This window comes from Streptomyces sp. NPDC000404, assembly GCF_040300365.1.
GTDB lineage: Bacteria > Actinomycetota > Actinomycetes > Streptomycetales > Streptomycetaceae > Streptomyces > Streptomyces ramulosus.
Genome location: NZ_JBEPDN010000019.1, coordinates 1 through 18,677, shown reverse-complemented (window position 1 = coordinate 18,677; position 18,677 = coordinate 1). Strand labels below are relative to the sequence as shown.

The 18,677-nt window shown below is 74.9% G+C and carries 16 protein-coding genes and 1 pseudogene; 9 read left to right on the top strand and 8 right to left on the bottom strand.

Going from position 1 to position 18,677, the window contains the following annotated elements; translation table 11 throughout:
- Positions 1 to 32 precede the first annotated feature (32 nt).
- The 4 genes from ABT345_RS30310 to ABT345_RS30295 all read left to right on the top strand — a co-directional run bounded on the left by ABT345_RS30310 (position 33) and on the right by ABT345_RS30295 (position 3,616).
- Positions 33 to 188, top strand: a complete 156-nt coding sequence (locus ABT345_RS30310) for a hypothetical protein (RefSeq protein ID WP_345080735.1) — start codon at positions 33 to 35, stop codon at positions 186 to 188.
- 43 nt (positions 189 to 231) lie between these two features.
- Positions 232 to 549, top strand: coding sequence for a hypothetical protein (locus ABT345_RS30305; protein ID WP_345080738.1), 318 nt, complete (start codon positions 232 to 234; stop codon positions 547 to 549).
- A 469-nt stretch (positions 550 to 1,018) separates the two neighbouring features.
- Complete coding sequence (locus tag ABT345_RS30300; protein WP_345080742.1) at positions 1,019 to 2,464, top strand: SpaA isopeptide-forming pilin-related protein; 1,446 nt, start codon at positions 1,019 to 1,021, stop codon at positions 2,462 to 2,464.
- Between the two features lie 297 nt (positions 2,465 to 2,761).
- Positions 2,762 to 3,616 carry an MIP/aquaporin family protein gene (locus ABT345_RS30295; RefSeq protein WP_345080744.1) on the top strand — a complete coding sequence of 285 codons (855 nt, stop codon included), beginning with the start codon at positions 2,762 to 2,764 and terminating at the stop codon, positions 3,614 to 3,616.
- Between the two features lie 24 nt (positions 3,617 to 3,640).
- On the opposite strand, the gene ABT345_RS30290 is transcribed toward ABT345_RS30295, so the two are convergent.
- Complete coding sequence (locus ABT345_RS30290; protein ID WP_345080747.1) at positions 3,641 to 4,315, bottom strand: GntR family transcriptional regulator; 675 nt, start codon at positions 4,313 to 4,315, stop codon at positions 3,641 to 3,643.
- A gap of 194 nt (positions 4,316 to 4,509) precedes the next feature.
- Here ABT345_RS30290 and ABT345_RS30285 point away from each other — a divergent pair, with 194 nt between their 5' ends.
- From ABT345_RS30285 to ABT345_RS30270, 4 genes and pseudogenes are all read left to right on the top strand, one after another.
- A complete protein-coding gene (locus ABT345_RS30285; RefSeq protein WP_345080750.1) occupies positions 4,510 to 5,727 on the top strand; it encodes a sarcosine oxidase subunit beta family protein in 1,218 nt (405 codons plus the stop codon).
- 11 nt (positions 5,728 to 5,738) lie between these two features.
- The gene (locus ABT345_RS30280; protein WP_345080753.1) at positions 5,739 to 6,047 is read left to right on the top strand and encodes a sarcosine oxidase subunit delta; all 309 of its coding nucleotides are present in this window, start codon (positions 5,739 to 5,741) and stop codon (positions 6,045 to 6,047) included.
- Complete coding sequence (locus tag ABT345_RS30275) at positions 6,044 to 8,932, top strand: FAD-dependent oxidoreductase (RefSeq protein ID WP_345080756.1); 2,889 nt, start codon at positions 6,044 to 6,046, stop codon at positions 8,930 to 8,932. Before ABT345_RS30280 ends, ABT345_RS30275 begins: the two co-directional genes overlap by 4 nt.
- Positions 8,925 to 9,458, top strand: a pseudogene (locus ABT345_RS30270) (sarcosine oxidase subunit gamma); the annotation flags it as partial. The gene ABT345_RS30275 and the pseudogene ABT345_RS30270, both read left to right, overlap by 8 nt.
- Here ABT345_RS30270 and ABT345_RS30265 read toward each other — a convergent pair.
- The 7 genes from ABT345_RS30265 to ABT345_RS30235 all read right to left on the bottom strand — a co-directional run bounded on the left by ABT345_RS30265 (position 9,394) and on the right by ABT345_RS30235 (position 16,779).
- Complete coding sequence (locus tag ABT345_RS30265) at positions 9,394 to 10,833, bottom strand: lanthionine synthetase LanC family protein (protein ID WP_345080759.1); 1,440 nt, start codon at positions 10,831 to 10,833, stop codon at positions 9,394 to 9,396. The pseudogene ABT345_RS30270 and the gene ABT345_RS30265 overlap by 65 nt on opposite strands.
- Before the next feature lie 99 nt (positions 10,834 to 10,932).
- Positions 10,933 to 11,334: a DUF6917 domain-containing protein gene (locus ABT345_RS30260; protein ID WP_345080762.1), complete on the bottom strand. Its 402-nt coding sequence runs from the start codon at positions 11,332 to 11,334 to the stop codon at positions 10,933 to 10,935.
- Entirely contained in the window at positions 11,331 to 12,263 is a 933-nt protein-coding gene (locus ABT345_RS30255) for a Gfo/Idh/MocA family protein (RefSeq protein ID WP_345080765.1), read from the bottom strand. The genes ABT345_RS30260 and ABT345_RS30255 overlap by 4 nt, the downstream gene beginning before the upstream one ends.
- Positions 12,260 to 13,429: an Ldh family oxidoreductase gene (locus tag ABT345_RS30250; protein WP_345080768.1), complete on the bottom strand. Its 1,170-nt coding sequence runs from the start codon at positions 13,427 to 13,429 to the stop codon at positions 12,260 to 12,262. Before ABT345_RS30250 ends, ABT345_RS30255 begins: the two co-directional genes overlap by 4 nt.
- Positions 13,430 to 13,461: 32 nt before the next feature.
- Positions 13,462 to 14,775 (bottom strand): M20/M25/M40 family metallo-hydrolase, encoded by a 1,314-nt coding sequence (locus ABT345_RS30245; protein WP_345080771.1) that lies wholly within the window; start codon positions 14,773 to 14,775, stop codon positions 13,462 to 13,464.
- On the bottom strand, positions 14,772 to 15,716 hold the full coding sequence (locus ABT345_RS30240; protein ID WP_345080774.1) for a sugar phosphate isomerase/epimerase family protein: 945 nt from the start codon (positions 15,714 to 15,716) through the stop codon (positions 14,772 to 14,774). The genes ABT345_RS30245 and ABT345_RS30240 overlap by 4 nt, the downstream gene beginning before the upstream one ends.
- Positions 15,706 to 16,779, bottom strand: coding sequence for a Gfo/Idh/MocA family oxidoreductase (locus tag ABT345_RS30235; protein WP_345080777.1), 1,074 nt, complete (start codon positions 16,777 to 16,779; stop codon positions 15,706 to 15,708). Before ABT345_RS30235 ends, ABT345_RS30240 begins: the two co-directional genes overlap by 11 nt.
- Positions 16,780 to 17,276: 497 nt before the next feature.
- On the opposite strand from ABT345_RS30235, the gene ABT345_RS30230 reads away from it, so the two are divergent.
- A complete protein-coding gene (locus ABT345_RS30230; RefSeq protein ID WP_345080780.1) occupies positions 17,277 to 18,536 on the top strand; it encodes a nucleotide sugar dehydrogenase in 1,260 nt (419 codons plus the stop codon).
- The last annotated feature ends 141 nt before the right edge of the window (positions 18,537 to 18,677 follow it).

Here is an 18,677-nt window from a genome sequence, read left to right as displayed (position 1 = left end):
GCACGGCCCGGTACGAGCGCCGGGAGGTCGTCGTGATCGTTCTCGGTCTGATCCTTCTGGCGATCGGCCTGGTGACGGGCATCACGGTGCTGTGGGCCATCGGCGCCGCGCTGGCCGCCGTGGGAGCCGTGCTCCATGTGTCGGAGATCCGGCGACGGGCCGTCGGCAGGCGGCGGCGCTACTGGTAGACGAAGCCCGGGCGGCACGCGGAACGCAGCATCGGAGCACCTCATGTTCGTCATCCTCGGACTCGTCCTTCTGATCGCCGCGGTCGTCGTCGGCGTCGCCGCGGTGGTCGGCAACGTCGGCGCCGGACACGAACTCCTCATGGCGTTCAAGGTGTTCGGCTACCACCTGACGGGCTCCGCGGGTGCGCTCTTCCTCTTCGGGGTGATCGTCGGCGGGGTGGCCGTACTGGGTCTGGGGCTGCTGGTGGCCGGGGCGGGCCGCTCCTCGCGGCGGGCGCGGGCCGAGCACCACGACCGCCAGGCGCCCGGCGAACCGCGCCACCGCCACCACCTCTTCGGCCACCGCACCGCACCGCACTGACCGGCCCGCGGCGCCGCCGCAGGGCATCGGACCGGGCCCCGGGAGCCCGCCCGCGGAGCGGCAGCCGTGCCGCGCCTCCCGTGCCGCGGGCGGGTTTTGGCCATCACTGGCGGAGAGCGCCTCGGCCCGCGGACGGCCGCGGCGGCGCACCGGACGCCCTCGGGACGGCGCGCGGCTGAAGGTCCGCAGCTCGGCGGGGTGCGCCCGGCCGGGCGGGGGCGGCGTGCGGCTTTGTGCCCGCCATGGCCGGGATGCGCTTGATTGTGCCAAGTTCCTTTGACATGACCGCGATGGCGGTACTTTTCTGTGGCAGTCCGCGCCGCAGCCGGGCGGCGCCGGGACCAGCCGGCCGCCGCCCCCTCGCGCTGCGGCCGCGCGGGCGGGAGGGGCCGCGCCGCCCCGCGGGCGGCCCGAATTGCGAGGGGGCTCGACTTTCATGCGTACAGCTCGGATGAAGAGACTTTCGGCCATGGGCGCGGTGTCCGTGGTGGTGGGGGTGGTGGGCGCCGCGCTCCCGGCGTCCGCGGCGTCGGCCGCCGACCGGTCGGGGCACGAGAGCGGCAAGGGCGTCGGCTGGCATCTGCGGACCGGCAAGCACACCGCGATGTGGACCGGCACCCGCGTCCTGGACAACGGCAGCCACGCGCTCTGCCTGGACGTGGCGCTCTACGGCCCGGACGGCAAGGACAACGGCTACACGCGCACCGACGCGCCCAAGGAGCTGTCCGAGGACACCAAGGCGCGGCTGGCGGAGCTGGCCTCGCGGTACGGCAAGCTGCCGGACACCGTCGAGGGCCGCAACACCTCGGCCGCCGCCGCGCTGGTGACCTGGGCGCTCGCCGCCCACGACGGCATCGACGAGAGCGGCTACAACGGCGAGAAGATCCCCTGGCAGCGGTGGCTGGACAAGGGCATGCCGAAGGACGCGGTGGCGGGCTACGGCGGCGACGCGTCGGTGGACACCGCCCCCGTCGTCGAGCAGTTCAACCGGCTCCGCAAGGAGATCCTGACGGTCGACGCGGCGCCGTACACGCTGAGCGTCGAAGGGTCCGGCAAGACCTTCCCGTACGAGCGCACCCCGCAGGAGAAGGAGCTGACCGTCAAGGTCGCGCAGGGGAAGAAGCCCGCCGAGGGCGTCACGGTGAACACCACGGACCTGACCAACGTCGCGCAGCCGGCGAAGCCCGGCGCGGTGGGCGCCACCGACGCGCAGGGCAAGGCGGTCTTCCGCTTCACGCCGGACAAGCCGGGCGAGCGCGCGGGCGCCGCGTTCGGCGCCGAGGTGTCGGTGAACTCGCCGACGTTCTGGCACACCGACCGCACCGTGCACGGCAAGCCGATGCAGCGGCTGGTGTACTTCGTGGCCGAGCGCAAGCCGCTCACGGCGTCCGGCGAGATCCGCTTCCAGCCGGCCGCGGTGGTGATCACGGTGAAGAAGGACCGCGCCACGGGCGAGGCGGTCACCTCCCCGGCCACGTACGAGATCCGGGCCGACGACAAGGGCGCGCCGGGTGCGGTGGTCGCCACCGTGACCACCGGGAAGGACGGCCGGTCAAAGGAGGTCGACCTGCCCGCCGGGACGTACTGGGTCGTCGAGACGAAGGCGCCCGAGGGGTACGAGATCGACAAGAAGCCGCAGAAGATCGAGGCGGTGGCCGGGGAGCGGCAGACCGTGACGGTGTGGGACAACGCGGTGCCCAGCCCGTCGCCGTCCCCGTCGGCGCCCACCACCCCGGCGACGCCGCAGCAGCCGACGCCCAACCATCCGGCGCCCGCGGGCGTCACCGGCGGATCGCTGGCGCACACCGGCGCGGACGGCACGCCGTATCTCGCGGCGGGCGCGGCGGCGCTGGTCGTGGCCGGCGGCGGCGCGGTGGCGTACGCCCGGCGGCGCCGCTCGGCGGACAGCCGCTGACCTGCACGAACAACGGAGCGCCGGCGCTTCGCGGACGGGGCGTGGTCCAGGGGACCACGCCCCGTCGTCGCGCTCCGGGCGGGCCCGGCGTCCCGCCCGGAACGGCCGCCCCCGAAGCGCATTCGCCGCCCGCAAGCCGGCGTGCCCGGACGGAGCAGCGGGTCACCCGACCGGGCCATCATCCGGGCGGTGGACGGCGGGCCGGGTGGCGCGGCGAGCCGGAGGCTGATGACGATCGGGCGACGTCCCGTTCCACTCCGGCGGGGCGTGACCGCCGAACGCCGGGGAGACGCCGACATGAGCGCACCGCCTCGCACACCCAAGCTGATCCATGAACTCCTCGCGGAGTTCCTCGGCACGATGGTGCTCATCCTCTTCGGCTGCGGTGTGGTCGCCCAGGTCAACGCCGGCGGCGCGCTGACCGATCCCAAGGGCGGGCTCGGGGACCACGACAGCATCGCCTGGGCCTGGGGCCTGGGCGTCACCCTCGGCGCCTATGTCGCGGCGCGGATGACCGGCGCCCACCTCAACCCGGCGGTGACGGTGGCGCTCGCCGCGTTCAAGGGCTTCTCGTGGGCGAAGGTGGTGCCCTACGCGCTGGCCCAGACGGCGGGCGCGTTCTGTGCCGCGCTGCTGGTGCGGTGGAACTACACCGAGGTCATCGCGCGGGCCGACCCGACGCACAGCATCAAGACCCAGACGATCTTCTCCACGCTGCCGGGGAACGGCTCGACGGCGGCGGGCATCCACGAGTGGGGCGCCTTCCGCGACCAGATCATCGGCACCGCCGTCCTGCTGATCCTGATCTTCGCCCTCACCGACCTGCTGAACAGCCCGCCCGGTGCGAACCTGGCGCCATTCGTCATCGGCCTGGCGGTCGTCGCGATCGGCATGTCGTTCGGCACGGACGCCGGGTACGCCATCAACCCGGCCCGCGACTTCGGCCCGCGCCTGGCCAGCTTCCTCACCGGCTACCGCGGCGCCTGGCGCGACCAGTGGGGGAATTTCTACTTCTGGGTGCCGATCGTCGCCCCGCTCTGCGGCGGTCTGCTCGGCGGCGCGGTCTACAAGTTCGGCATCGGCAACTTCCTGCGCCGCATCGCGGCCGAACCGGAGCCGCCCGGCCGCATCCCCACGGCCGACGAGACCTGAGCACGCGGGCGGCCGCGGCGCCTTTCAGAGCGCGGTGCGGATGGCGCGTTCGAACCCCTCGACATGGGCCGCGGCGAGGGCCGCGGCCTTCTCCGCGTCCCCGGCGACCACCGCGCGCAGCAGCGGACCGTGCTCCCCGATGTGTCCGGCCACCCCGGGCAGCCGGTCGACGAAGAGGCACCACACCCGGGTGGCGAGGTTGTCGTAGTGGACCAGGGTGTCTTCCAGGTACGGGTTGCGGGTGGCGGCGTAGACCGCGCGGTGGGCCTGGAGGTCGAGGTGCATCAGCGCGCCGGGGGTGCGGGGCGCGGCCGGGGCACCCTCCAACTCGTCCATCAGGGCGGTGAGCGCGGCGCGGTGGGCGTCGGTGGCGCGGCGGGCCGCCTGCCCCGCCGCCATCGGCTCCAGCTCCCGCCGCACCTCGGAGATATGGGCGAGATCGGTGATGTTGACCTCGGTGGCGAAGGTGCCGCGCCGGGGGTAGACGGCGATCAGCCGCTCGTACTGGAGGCGCTTGAGGGCCTCGCGGACGGGGGTGCGGCCGACGCCGAGGGACTGGGCGAGCTGGTCCTCGCTGATGGGGGTGCCGGGGCGGATCTCCAGCATGATCAGCCGGTCGCGCAGGGCCCGGTAGGCGCGTTCGGCGAGCGAGGGCTCCCCCGCGTCGCGGGGTGACTCCGCCACCCGGTGCTGCTCCATCCCGCCCCCTTGACTGGCTCCCGATCGGTCCCCTACGTTACCGCAAGCTACTGATATATCAGTCGACCGTCAGCTGAATTTCAGGAAGGTGCGCAGGTCAGAAGGGTCCGGAGGGGCGGCGCGGGCGCGCGGCCCGGCGGGGCCCGGCCCTGTGGCACCGCCGCCCGCCCCCGCGACTCGAAGGGAACCGCCGGATGAGCACCCCCCTTCCGGAACACCCCGCACACCTGTGGCGCAACCCCGAGCCCCGTTCCTCGTACGACGTGGTGATCGTCGGCGGCGGCGGGCACGGGCTGGCCACCGCGCACTACCTCGCGTCGGTGCACGGCATCACCGACGTCGCCGTCCTGGAGAAGGGCTGGCTGGGCGGCGGCAACATGGCACGGAACACCACGATCATCCGGTCCAACTACCTCTGGGACGAGACGACCGCGCTCTACGAGCACGCGCTGAAGCTCTGGGAGACGCTCCCCGCCGAGCTGGACTACGACGTGATGTTCAGCCGGCGCGGCGTCCTCAACCTCGCGCACACCCTCCAGGACGTCCGCGACTCCGCCAGGCGGGTCGGCGCCAACCGGCTCAACGGCGTCGACTCGCACTGGCTGGAGCCCGACGAGATCGCCGAGGTCTGCCCGATCCTCAACACCTCCCCCCGCAGCCGCTATCCGGTCCTCGGCGCCACCTACCAGCCGCGCGCCGGGATCGCCAAGCACGACCACGTCGCCTGGGCGCTGGCCCGCAGCGCGGACGCGTACGGCATCGATCTGATCCAGGGCTGCGAGGTGACCGGCTTCCTCACCGACGGCGACCGGGTCACGGGCGTTGCGACCACCCGCGGCCGGATCCACGCCGGGCGGGTGGGGCTGACCGTCGCCGGGCACAGCAGCGTCCTCGCCGAACGGGCCGGGTTCCGGCTGCCGGTGCAGTCCCATCCACTCCAGGCGCTCGTCTCCGAACTCCACGAGCCGGTCCACCCCACCGTCGTGATGTCCAACCATGTGCACGTCTACGTCTCCCAGGCGCACAAGGGCGAACTGGTGCTGGGCGCCGGGGTCGACGGCTACAACGGCTACGGGCAGCGCGGCGCCTTCCATGTCATCGAGCGGCAGATGGCCGCCGCCGTCGAGCTGTTCCCGGTCTTCGCCCGCGCGCACGTCCTGCGCACCTGGGGCGGGATCGTGGACGTCACCCCCGACGCCTCCCCCGTCATCGGCACCACCCCGCTGGAGAACCTCTTCGTCAACTGCGGCTGGGGCACCGGCGGTTTCAAGGCCACCCCGGCCGCGGGGTGGACCTTCGCCCACACCCTGGCGACCGGCGCGCCGCACCCGCTGAACGCGCCGTTCTCCCTCGACCGGTTCACCACCGGCGCCCTCATCGACGAACACGGCGCCGCCGCCGTGGCCCACTGAGAGGAGACCTCGTGCTCCAGCTGACCTGTCCGTGGTGCGGGCCGCGCGACGAGACCGAGTTCCGCCACGGCGGGCAGGCCCATGTGGCCCGGCCCGCCGACCCGGCGGCGCTCGACGACGAGGCGTGGGCCGCGTACCTCTTCTTCCGCGACAACCCCGCGGGCCCGTTCGCCGAGCGGTGGGTGCACAGCCTCGGCTGCCGCCGCTGGTTCCACGCCGTGCGGGACACCGTCACCTACGCGGTGCTCGCCACCTACCGCCCCGACCAACCGCGGCCGGACGTCGCCGCCGCTCCCCGACCGGACGGAGAGACCCGATGACCGGACGGCCCGACCAGCCGGCCCGGCTGCCACGCGGCGGCCGGATCGACCGCACCACCACCTACCGCTTCACCCTCGACGGCCGGGAGCTGACCGGCCACCCGGGCGACACGGTCGCCTCCGCCCTGCTCGCCCACGGCCGCACCACCACCGCGCCCTCCCTCCACCGCGGCCGGCCGCGCGGCATCGTGGGCGCCGGCGTCGAGGACCCCGGCACCCTCCTGCGGATCGAGGGCCCCTGCGCGGAGAGCATGCTGCCCGCCACCACCGTCGAGCTGTACGACGGACTGCGCGCCACCACCCTCGCCGGACGCGGCCGCCTCGACCCCGCACCGGACCCCGCGGTGTACGACAAGAAGTACGTGCACACCGATGTGCTGGTCATCGGCGCGGGCCCGGCCGGACTCGCCGCCGCGGCCGCCGCGGGCCGGGCCGGGGCGCGGGTGCTGCTGGTCGAGGACCGCCCGGACACCGGCGGCGCCCTGCTCGCGGCCGCGCCCGGCGACGGCCCGGAGGCGGCCGCCCTGACCTGGGCCACCGCCACCCGCGCGGCGCTGGAGGCGGAACCGGAGGTCCGGGTGCTGACCCGCACCTGTGCCTTCGGCGCGTACGACGGCAACTACGTGCTGGCGCTCCAGCGGCGCACCGATCACCTCGGGGCCGCCGCGCCCACCGGCGTCTCCCGGCAGCGGCTGTGGCACATCCGGGCCCGCCAGGTGGTCCTGGCGACCGGCGCGCACGAACGTCCGCTGGTCTTCGCCGGCAACGACCGGCCCGGCGTGATGCTCGCCCACGCGGTGCGCACCTACCTCCACCACTACGGGGTGCTGCCCGGCCGCCGCGCCGTGGTGGCGACCACCGGCGACAGCGCGTACGCCACCGCCGCTGACCTGACCGCGGCGGGCTGCGCGGTCGCCGCCGTCGTCGACTCGCGGCACGAACTCACCGAAACGGCACGGGAGTTCGCCGATCTCACCGGGGTTCCGGTACACACCGGCAGCGCCGTGACCGCCACCTCGGGCACCGACCGGATCGACGGGGTCACCGTCCGCCCGCTCGACGCGGCGGGCCGTCCCACCGGGCCCGGCGAGGCGCTGCCCTGCGACTTGCTGGCCGTCTCGGGCGGCTGGAGCCCGGTGGTGCATCTGCACAGCCAGCGGCAGGGCGCCCTGCGCTGGGACGCCGGCCGCGCCGCGTTCGTGCCCGGCAGCGCGGTGGACGGCCAGCACCTGGCCGGTACGGTGCGGGGCACCTACGACACGGCCGGCTGCCTCGCCGAGGGGGCCCGGGCCGGAGCGCTGGCCGCGTCGGCCGCGGGGCTCGCGGCCACCGTGCCGCCGCCGCACCGGCCGCAGGCCCCGGCGCCCGTACGGCCGCTGTGGCTGATCCCCGGCGACGGCGACGACCCGGCCGCCTGGGACACCCACTTCGTCGACCTCCAACGGGACGTGACCGTCGCGGATCTGCACCGCGCCGCGGGCACCGGGATGCGCGGCGCCGAGCACATCAAGCGGTACACCACGCTCGGCACCGGCCACGACCAGGGCCGGACCTCCGGGGTCAACGCGCTCGGCGTGCTCGCCGCGCTGCAGGGCGCGGACTCCCCCGCGGCGCTGGGCACCACCACCTACCGGGCGCCGTACACCCCCGTCGCGTTCGCCGCGCTGGCCGGCCGGGAGACCGGTGCGCTGTTCGACCCCGTGCGCCGCACCGCGATGCACGACGGGCATGTGGCGCGCGGCGCGGTCTTCGAGAACGTCGGGCAGTGGAAGCGGCCGCGCTACTACCCGCTGCCCGGTGAGGACATGGACGCCGCGGTGGCGCGGGAGTGCCGGGCGGCGCGGGAGGGCGTCGCCTTCCAGGACGCCTCCACGCTCGGCAAGATCGAACTCCGCGGCGCGGACACCGGGGAGTTCCTCAACCGCGTCTACACCAACGGCTTCAAGAAGCTCCGGCCCGGCTTCGCGCGCTACGGCGTGATGTGCGGGGAGGACGGCATGATCGTCGACGACGGCGTCACCCTCCGCCTCGCCGACGACCGGTACTTCATGACGACGACCACCGGCAACGCCGCCGCCGTCCTCGACCGGCTGGAGGAGCTGCTCCAGACCGAGTGGCCGGAGCTGGACGTGGTCTGCACCTCCGTCACCGAGCAGTGGGCGACCGTCGCCGTCGTCGGCCCGCGCTCCCGCGACGTCGTCGCCCGCCTCGCGCCCGGCCTAGACGTGAGCCGGGAGGCGTTCGGATTCATGGCCGTCCGCGAGACCCGCCTCGCCTCCGGCGTCCCCGCGCGGATCTGCCGCATCTCCTTCTCCGGCGAACTCGCCTACGAGATCAACGTCTCGGCGTGGTACGGCCAGGCCGTCTGGGACCAGATCGAGGAGGCGGGCCGCCCCGAGGGCATCACCCCGTACGGCACGGAGGCGATGCATGTGCTCCGCGCCGAGAAGGGGTTCCTCATCGTCGGCCAGGACACCGACGGCACCGTCACCCCGCTGGACGCCGGGATGGACTGGGTCGTCTCCCGCCACAAGGACTTCATCGGCAAGCGGTCGCTGTCCCGCCCCGACACCGTCCGCCCGGACCGCCGGCACCTCGTCGCCCTGATCCCCGCCGACCGCCGCACCCTGCTGCCGGAGGGCACCCAGATCATCGACCGGGACACCCCGCTGACCCCGCACAACGGCCCGGTACCGATGCTGGGCCACATCACCTCGGCCTACCGCAGCCCGGCACTCGGGCACCCGTTCGCGCTGGCACTCCTCGCGGGCGGACGCGACCGGATCGGCGACGAGGTCCTCGCCGTCGTCGGCGACACCCCGGTGCCCGCGGTGGTCTCCTCCCCCGTCCTCTACGACCCCGAAGGGACCAGGCGTGATGGCTGATCCGACCGCACCGGGCCCCGCAGCGCTGCGCCGCGGCCCGCTGGAGAGTCTCACCGGCGCGCTGCGCGCCGCCACCGTCACCGGACCGCGCGCGGTGGCCCTGACCGCACTCCCCTGCCGGACCATGACCGCGCTGCGCGCCGCTCCCGACGGCCCGGCCGCCGCCCGGCTCGCGAAGGTACTGGGCGCACCGCTGCCCACCCGCTGCGGCCAGACGGCCCGCGGCAGCCACGGCACCGCGCTCTGGCTCGGCCCCGACGAATGGCTGCTGGTCGCCGAGGACGGTGAACCGGCCCCGCTCACCGCCCTGGACACGGCACTGGGCGACGCCCCGGGCCAGGTCGTCGACGTCTCCGCCCAGCGCACCGTCCTGGAACTCCACGGCCCCTCGGCCCGCCCCGTCCTGGAAAAGGGCTGCGCCCCGGACCTCCACCCCCGCGCCTTCCCACCGGGACACGCCGTCACCACCGCCCTGGCCCAGGTCCCCCTCCTCCTCTGGCACCCCGCCCCCGACACCTACCGCCTGCTCCCCCGCTCCTCGTTCGCCGCCCATCTGACGCACTGGCTGACGGATGCGATGGGGGAGTTCGGGGTGGCGGAGGTGGGGTGAGGGGCGGCGTCCGCGGCTGCCCCGCCTCCCCCGGCGAGAGCCGTACCGCCGGCGGCTGATCCGGCCAGGTGACCGCGTACGTGGGGTCGCCTCCTCGCCGGATCCGCACATGGCGGAGCAGCTCGCGCACGATCCCGGCGCTGCCCGACGCCCAGCCGGTGCGCGGGGCGAGGAGGCCGGGGGCGGCCCGGTGTTCCAGGTTGGACCACCGCGCCCCACCGGTGTCGCAGGTCGCTCGGGAGAGCAGATCCGCGACGAGGAGCTGCGCGAAGCCGGGGCGGTCGTCCTGCTCGACGAGGCGGTCGCAGGCGAGCGCCAGGACACCGGCGGTACCGCAGCACCGCCCGTTGTTGTCCCAGAATCCGGGCCGCAGCCGACGCGGCAGACCGGACCGGGTCACGGTGTACCAGCATCTGTCGGCGAGGATCCCCCACCGGGGATCACCGAGGACGTCCCGGAGCAGCCGGAAGGTCTGGGCGTCGCCGGACGGGCCGTGGCACCAGCCGTAGCTGTGGCGCGGGGTGAGCTCCGGATGGTCCTGCGGATCGGAGTGCGGGACGAGGAACCCGGCCGGACCGGCCTCGTCCCGTGCCACGACGTCCGCGGCGCCCGCCCGCGCCGCCGCGAGCAGATCCTCCCGACCGGCGGCGTGGCCGATGTGGGCCAGTCCGTGGACGATTCCGAGCGTGCCGTGCGAGAGATGGTGGAACCGGGGTCCCCGGCCTCGTTCCGCCTCCCAGTGCACGCCTGCCGGGGTCTGCTCCGCCGTACGCAGATAGGGCTGCATCGCACGGACGGCAAGCTCCGTCTCCCCCATCGCCAGTGCCCCGAGACCGATACCGGCGTTGCCGCCCAGCAGATCGAACCAGTCGCCCCAGCGTGCGCCGTCGAACCGTGCGCGCACCAGGTCCAGGGCGCGCACCGCGGCTCCGTCCGGGGCGCCGAGTACGTCGTGGACCGCCCGGAGGGCGAGCGCCATACCGGTCAGCCCGAAGTACAGGGAGTTGTTCTCCTGGTCGCCGACGGCGGCGGACACGCTGCGGGCGGCGCGCAGGGCGGCGTCGCCGTACCGGTCGTCGCCGAAGTGCCGCCATGCCTCCAGGAGTGCGGCGATGACGCCTGCCGTGCCGCTGTAGAACGTGGGGTCGGTGTCGCCGTCGGACGGCGTGGCGGGCCAGGCGAGACCGTTGCCCGCGGTCTTCCGCGCGCTGCCGAGCAACCAGCGCACGGCCTCCGCAGCCCGCGCCTCGGCCTCGTCAACCGCTGGGTCCCTCACGTCCGTTGCCGTCATGGCGCCCCACTGTGGCAGACGGTGGGGCGCGGCGCGCCCGGCTTGCCGCCGCGGGCGGGGTGCGGGACGCCCTGCCGCCCCGCACCCCGCCCGCCCCCGTCACTGCGTGAACCGGATCTCCGCCTCCGGCTCCAGCCCCAGTTCGGGGCCGGTGCGTGGGGCGGGTGTGGTGAGCAGGATGTTGTAGTGGTTGGGGAAGTGGCAGGCGTCGAAGCCGAGGACGGTGCCGATGCGGCGGCCGTCGGCCCAGACCGTGTCGCCGCGGTCGAGGACGCCGGCGCATCCCAGCTCCACGAAGCCCAGGAACCCCACCCGGTCCACCGGTCCCTCGGCGTCGGTCCCGGTGTGGTCGGTGGTGACCAGCTCATGGACCTCGCCCGCCCGCACGCAGCGGGAGGCGAACGGTTCCAGAGTCATCCCGCGGTCGTCGCGGCGGTGGGTGAGGACCTTCACCAGCCGCCCGTGCACCGCCCGCTTGGCGCCGTCCTCCGCCGGGTTCACGAGCGGACCTCCTGCCGGGCGCCGCGGGCGTAGGCGTCGGCGACGAGTTCCGCCGTGGCCAGGCCGTCCGGCGCCGTCGGGCCGCCGCTCACCCCGGCGCGGACGGACCGGGTGAACTCCCGCAGCACGCCCTCGTACTCGTGCCAGAGCGAACCCTTGAACTCCGGGTGCCCGGCGAGCATGTCGGCGCGGTCGGTGCGGCCGTCCGCGAGCCGGACCTCGACGGTCTTCCGCTCGCCCGGGTACGACCAGTCCAGCACGATCCGGATGGCGGCCCCGGCCGGCGTCTCCAGCAGGATCTGCGCCGAGCGGTCCACGCCGTGGGCGTCGAGGCGCAGGTCGGCGCCGGTGACGCGGACGTCGCCGAGGAGGAGGCGGGCGACGTCGAGGGCGTTGGGCCCGTTGTCGGCGAGGCAGCCGCCGCCGCAGCGCGCCGGGTCGAGGTACCAGCGGTCCCGCCCGGCGTGCTCCTCGATCAGCTCCTCGTAGCGCACCGTCAGGGAGGCGACCGGCACACCGCGGGGCAGCCGGTCGCGGAGCGCGAGGACCTCGGTGTTGTAGCGGCGGTGGAAGGAGGTGAAGAGCACGGCGCCCCGCTCCCGCGCCAGGGTGACCAGCTGCCGGGCGTCCTCGACGCTGTTGGCCAGCGGCTTCTCCACGCAGACGGAACGCCCGGCGGCGAGCGCATCGCGGCAGACGGGGAAGTGCAGGTCGTTGGGGACGTTGACGACGACGGCGTCCACGTCGGCGGTGGTCAGCAGCGTCCGGTGGTCGGTGTGGCGGGCGACGTGCGGCGGCAGACCGTCGTGGGTGCTCTTGTCCGGGTCGCAGACCGCGACGAGGTCCGCCTCCGGGGAGCGGTCGAGGGCGGCGAGGTAGAAGCGGGAGATGACGCCCAGTCCGATGATGCCGATGCGCAGCGGTGTCATACGGCGCCTCCGCAGCGGACGGCGGCGGGGAACGCCAGGCCGGCGGCGTCCGCGACGGCGCGGAGTTCGGCGTGGAGCGCGGGGGTCAGCGGGACGCCGTGGGCGGTGCGTTCGCGGGTGCGGCGCTGTTCGTGCCAGCCCGGGTAGCGGACGGGGTCGCCGGGATCGTGCGGCGGGCAGTCCAGCAGGGCGCCGAAGAGGCCGGTGGCGGCGGTGGCGAAGGCGTCCGGGGAGCGCAGCGCGGCCGGGGCGACGGCGAGCAGGAAGTAGCCGACGTCGTCGTCGGGCCGGGCGGTGGGCTTCTTCCCGGCGGCGGGCTGCGGGCCCACCCCGGAGCCGGAGACCAGCGCGGACAACACCTCGACCAGCAGTCCGAGCCCGAAGCCCTTGTGGGCGCCGTGCTCCGGGTCGCCGCCCAGCCACCGCAGCTGGGCCTCGCCGCGGTCGTAGGCCGCGGGGTCGGTGACGGGGGCGCCGTCGGCGTCGGCGAGCCAGCCCGGCGGGATCGTTTCACCGGCCCGGGCGGCCGCGCGGATGCGGCCGGTGGGGACGACGGTGGTGCTCATGTCGAGGGTGAACGGCGGGTGGTCGCCGGCCGGGGCGGCGAGGGCGAGCGGGTTGGTACCGAGCATCGGGGCGGCGCCGCCGGGCGGCGGGACGAGGCGCTGGTGGCCGCAGTTGGCGGTGGCCAGGCCGATCATGCCGTGCGCGACGGCGCGCAGCGCATGGAATCCGGCGCAGCCGAAGTGGGTGCCGCCGCGGACGGAGACCATGCCGATGCCGTGGGTGCGGGCGCGCGCGACGGCGAGGTCCATCGCTTCGGCGGCGGCCCACAGGCCGAGGCCGCGGTGCGCGTCGAGCAGGACGGCGGCGCCGGTGTCGGTGACCGTCTCCGGCTCGGCGCGCGGATCGCAGCGCCCGGAGTCGAGGAGCGGCAGGTAGAGCCGGGCGAGGTTGGTCAGTCCGTGGGTGGTGAAGCCGGTGAGGTCGCCGTGGCAGAGCGCCTCGGCGGCGGTGGCCGCGCGCCCGTCGGGCAGGCCACGGGCGCGCAGCACCTCGGTGGTGAAGGTGAGCAGCGGGCCGTACGGGACGCGGACCTCGGCGGCGCGCTCGGCGCCGGCGTCCGGGGCGCGGCCGGTGGCCGGTGCGGCGGGGGTCGGGGGCATGGGGGTCCTCTCGGTGTGTGGGCGGGACGGGGTCAGCGGGACGCGCTGGGGTGGGCGCGCCGCCGGGCGGCGAAGGCGGTCAGGACACGGGCGATCTCCTCGGCGTAGCGGTCGAGGTCGGCGAGGTCGGCGAACTCCCCGGCGGCGTGGGCGCGGTTGGCGCCGAGGTCGCCGGGGCCGAGGACGGCGGTGCAGGTGTCGGGGAGGTCGGCCATCCAGATCGCGTCGCAGGTGAAGGCCGGTTCGCCGTCCGGCCAGCGGGTGAGTCCGGCGTCCTCGGTGAGCAGCTCGTCCGCCCAGGTGGCGCGGCTGTCCAGGGCCGGCAGGCCGCGTTTGTGCCAGCGGACGGTGGTGAGCGCGGCGGCGTCCCGGGCGGTGCGGGCGAGAGTGGGTTCGGCGGCGGCCGAGGCCCGGAAGGCCGCGATCCCCTCCCGGACGGCCGTGTGCAGCGCGGCTTCGGCGGCGCGGGCGGTGGCGCGGGTGCCGTAGGAGAGGTTCAACAGCAGGCGGCCGGTGCCGTAGACCTTGTTGTGCCTGACGCCGGTGTGGAGTCCGGCGACGCAGACACCGGCGCCGGGCACCCGTCCGGGCAGGACGGTGGCGAGGTGGTGGGCGAGGTGGCCGAGCAGCGCGGTGGCGTTGTGGCCGGCGGCCGGGCAGTCGTCGACCGCGTCGGCGCCGTCGACCTGGATGCAGGCGGTCATCGCGGCGGTGGCGCGCGGCAGCCAGCGGTGCCGGGTCGGTTCGCAGAAGAGGTTGAGGGCGCCGGTCAGCCCCTCGCGGACCAGCGGCCGGGTGCCGTAGGTGCCCATGGCGCCGCCCTCCTCGCCCGCGACCGCCTGGACGAGCACGGCGACGTCGGTGCCGACGGCCCGGTCGCGGGCCATGGCCGCGCGGATCCCGGCGAGGAGGGCGACGGCCGGGCCCTTGGCGTCGATGGCGCCGCGGCCGTGGAAGCGGGTGCCGTCGAAGGAGGCGGGCCACCAGCCGCCGACGGTGTCGAGGTGGACGTTGAACATCACGGTGTCGGCGCGCGGCAGCGGCGGCCCGAGCCGCAGGACGAGGGAGGGCTGGCAGGCGAGGAAGTCGGGGCGCCCGGCGGCGGCCTCGCGGACCGTCAGCGGCACGTCGTCCAGGTCGAGTTCGACCGGATCGGGGGCGGCGTGGCGCACGGTGGCCAGGCCGAGCGGGGCGGCGGCCGCGGCGTAGGCGCGTCCGGCGTCCCACAGGCGGACGCCGGTGGTGTCGCCGCCGGTCTCCAGCGGTCCGGCGGTGGGCGTGTCGAGGAGGCGGAGCAGCAGGTCGCGGTCGGCGGGGCCGAGGCGGGCCGGGTGGGGTGCGGTCACGGGCGGCCGCCGTGTTCCGCCGGGGCCGCCGCGGGGCGGACCTCGCGCTCGACCAGGCGTTCCAGGGCCCGGCCGTACGCGGTGAACGCGGCGATGCCGTCCAGCTCGCGGTGGTCGGTGCCGTCGTGCGGGCGCAGCCGGGTGTGCGGTTCGATGGACCAGGTGCCCTGCCAGCCGCGGCGGGCCAGGGCGCCGAGGCAGGCGGCGACGCCGGACTGCCCGTGGCCGGGGAGGGTGTAGGCGATGTCGCCGTCGGGCCCGGCCGTGGCGTCCTTGACGTGGACGTGGGCGACGTGGTCGATGACGGCGTCGAGCAGCGCGGGGGCGTCGTAGCCGTGCGGGACGCCGTTGCCGATGTCGAACAGCAGGCGCAGCGCGGGGCTGGCCACGTGGTCGAGGAGGGCGAGCATCCGGTCGGCGCGGGTGCCGGCCCAGCCGTGGCAGTTCTCGTGGAGCAGGACGAGGCCGTGGTCCTCGGCGAGGCGGGTGAGGGTGGTCATCCGGTCGAGGACGCGGCGGCGCCACTCGTCCTCGGGGAGCCCGCCGTCGGGGTAGGACATCACGCGGACGTGGCGGGTGCCGAGGGTGGCGCAGCGGGCGGCGAGGGTGCGCAGTTCCGCGAGGTCCTGCTCGAACGGATCGGTGGCCGGGCGGCTCCAGTTGGCGATCCGGGAGTCGACGCAGACGACGTCGGTGCCGGTGGCGGCGAGGCGTCCGGCGAGAGCGTCGAAGGCGTCGGGCGTCAGGTCGGCGAGGGCGGTGCCGTCGACGGAGCGGAGTTCGACGGCGTGCCAGCCGAGGCCGTGGACGGCGGCGAGCTGCCCCTGCGCGCCCGGCGCCGCCTCGTCGCCGATGCCCGCGTAGCGGATGCCGGGCGCGGCCCATCCGGTGCCCGGTCCCGGCTGCGGGTGGGGGGTGGGTCGGACGGACTCAGCCGGCATGACCGGCCACCTCTTTCCGGTCGGTGGGACGGGCGGGCAGCGGCAGGGCCGTGGCGGCCAGCCGCCGGGCGTCGTCGAGGAGTTCGACGGTGCGGATGTGCAGGGCGAGGTCGCCCGGCCCGCCGGGCAGGGCCGCGTCGTCCGGGGCGGTGCGGCCCGCGGCGTGGCGGTAGGCGCGGACCAGGCAGCGGGTGAGGGCGTCGTCGGGCAGGAGTTCGCGGGTGACGCTCGCGGGGCCGTCGCCGGGCCGGCGTTCGACGAGGAGTTGGGCGACGTCGTCGTCCTCGCTGACCGGGTAGTCACCGGTCAGCCGGGCGCGGTCGGTCTCGATGACGATGCGGCGGCGGCGGACGGGCGAGGTGAGGTCGGAGTACACCTCGCTGTGGCCGCCGGTGGCGTGGGCCAGGCGCAGCCGGGCGGTGCCCAGGCGGGGGGCGACGGCGTCGCCGAGGCGGACGTCGCTCCAGGAGGCCTCGTCGGTGCGGGCGTCGCCGAGCAGCCGCAGCAGCACCCCGACCGCGTGCGGCACCTCGACCTCGAAGGCGCTGGTGTGGCCGGCGGTGGTCAGGGAGCGGCGGAAGCGGGGTTTGTGCTGGGTGACGCCGATGTGCCGGACGGCGCCGAGCGTGCCGCCGCCGAGGAGCGCGGCGAGGCGGTCGGTCAGCGTGCTGTGCAGCCAGGGGGCGACGACGGTGACGTCCAGGCGGTGACGGTCGACGGCGGCACGCACCCGGCGGAGCGCGGCGCGGTCGGCGGCCAGGGGTTTCTCGATGACGAGGCGGCGGAAGCCGAGGGCCGCGACCTCTTCCAGCACGCCGTCGCGGACGGCGGGCGGGGTGCAGAGGTGGACGACGGTCCGCTCCGGGTCGAGGAGGCGGCGGGCGTCCGGGAGATCGGCGGCGACGGTGAGGCCGTCCGGGGCGGCGGGCGCGCGGACCGGGTCGACGCCCACGACCGGCTCCGCGGCGAAGAGACCGGGCTCGGCTCTGCGGGCGCGCAGCAGGACCGGCAGGTGGAGTCCCGTTCCGGACCTGCCGAGCCCGACGAGCAGGGTGCGCAGCACGATCGGTGTGCCTCCTTCGTGTGTTCCGGGCGCCCCGGACCGGGGACCGTTCCCTTTTCCGGTGGGCGCCGTTTTCCTGGTATGCCCTCCCCGCCGCCCGCGTTTCCCGGCGGAATTCGGCCGGAATCCGTACGGTGCGGGCATCCGGCGGGAAGGCGGGCGGCACGTATCCCCGCCGAATCATCCGACGGAAAGGAAAACGTGTTGTCTCACCCCATGACGAGCCGTCACGCTACCTCTCGGCCACGTTCTCCCTCTCCCCCACGAAGGCAATTGATCACTTTCGACAGGAGTCGATCGCAAATGCCGAACGGCGACCATCATCGGCCGAATGAAGAGTGACCGCGAGCGAGAGTGAGCACTTTCACCAATCTGGGTGAACCCTCTTCCGCCGCCCCCTTCGAGCGATTCCAGGCACTTAAGGTTGAGCCGAAAATCGGGGAATCGTACGGAGGTCCGTACGAAAAACTCCGTACGACATCGCAGCGTGAGGAGAGATGGTGGAAAGACTGGCCGTGATCGGTCTCGGTTACACGGGGCTCCCGCTGGCGCGCGAAGCCTGCGCCGCGGGCATGCAGGTCACCGGGATGGACACGAATCCGGCCGTGACGGCGATGCTGGAAGCCGGCCGCTCACCGCTGCCGGACGTCACGGAAGCCGAGGTCACAGCCATGCGCGCGGCCGGCTTCCACGCCACCACCGACCCGGGCGTGCTGGCTGAGGCGTCCGTCGCCGTCCTCTGCGTCCCGACGCCGCTGGACGACGCGGGCGGGCCGGATCTGACGCATGTGAAGGACGCGGCGCGGGCGCTGGGCGCACATCTGAAGCCGGGCACGCTCGTCATTCTGGAATCCACTTCCTTTCCCGGCACCACGGACGGCCCGGTCCGCGCGATCCTTGAGAAGTCCTCCGGTCTCACCGCCGGTCCGGATTTCTCCCTCGCCTTCTCACCGGAGCGCATCGATCCCGGAAATGAGACCTTCGGCGTGCGGAACACCCCGCGCGTGGTCGGCGGTTACACCCCCGCCTGCACGGACGCCGCCCTCGCTTTCTTCCGGCGATTGTGCGACCGCGTCGTCCGGGCCCGTTCCGCGCGCGAGGCGGAGCTGTCCAAATTGCTGGAGAACGTCTACCGCAGCGTGAATATCGCGCTGGTCAACGAAATCGCGGTCACCGCCCGATCCTGGGGAATCGATGTCGCCAACGTCATCGACTGCGCCGGCAGCAAGCCCTTCGGTTTTCAGGAATTCCGCCCCGGCCCCGGCGTCGGCGGCCACTGCATTCCCGTCGATCCCGCCTATCTGACGCACTGGGCGCGCGAGATCGGCTCCCCGCTGCCGCTCGTCGAGCTGGCCCAGCGGATCAATTCCGCCATGCCCTCCCATGTCGTCCGCCGCGCCGGGCAGCTCCTTGCAGACGCCGGCAAGGAGCTGGCCGGCTCCCGGATCCTGCTCGTCGGGGTGACGTACAAGCGCGACAGCCGCGATCTGCGCTCCACGCCCGCCGCGCCGCTCGCCCGGCTGCTGGACAAGGCCGGCGCCCGGGTGACGTACCACGATCCGCTCGCCGACGGCTGGGCTCCGGGCGGCACGGCCGTTCCCGCCGAGCCGGATCTGCGCCGGGCAGCGACCACGGCGGATCTGACGATCCTGCTCCAGGACCACCGCGTGATCCCCGTCGACGAGCTGCCGGGCTGGTCACCGCTGCTGCTCGACACCCGGGACCGGCTCCGCGGCACCAGCGCCCAACCGCTCTGAGCGGGCCACGCGGACCGCGGGCGCGCCCCGGACGGATCACCGTCCGGGGCGCGGCGCCCGGCCGAGGGCCAGCACCCCCCCGCCCGAACCCCCGGCCGGGGGCCAGGGGAGGGGGGCGCCCGGGGCGTCGGTACAGAGGGG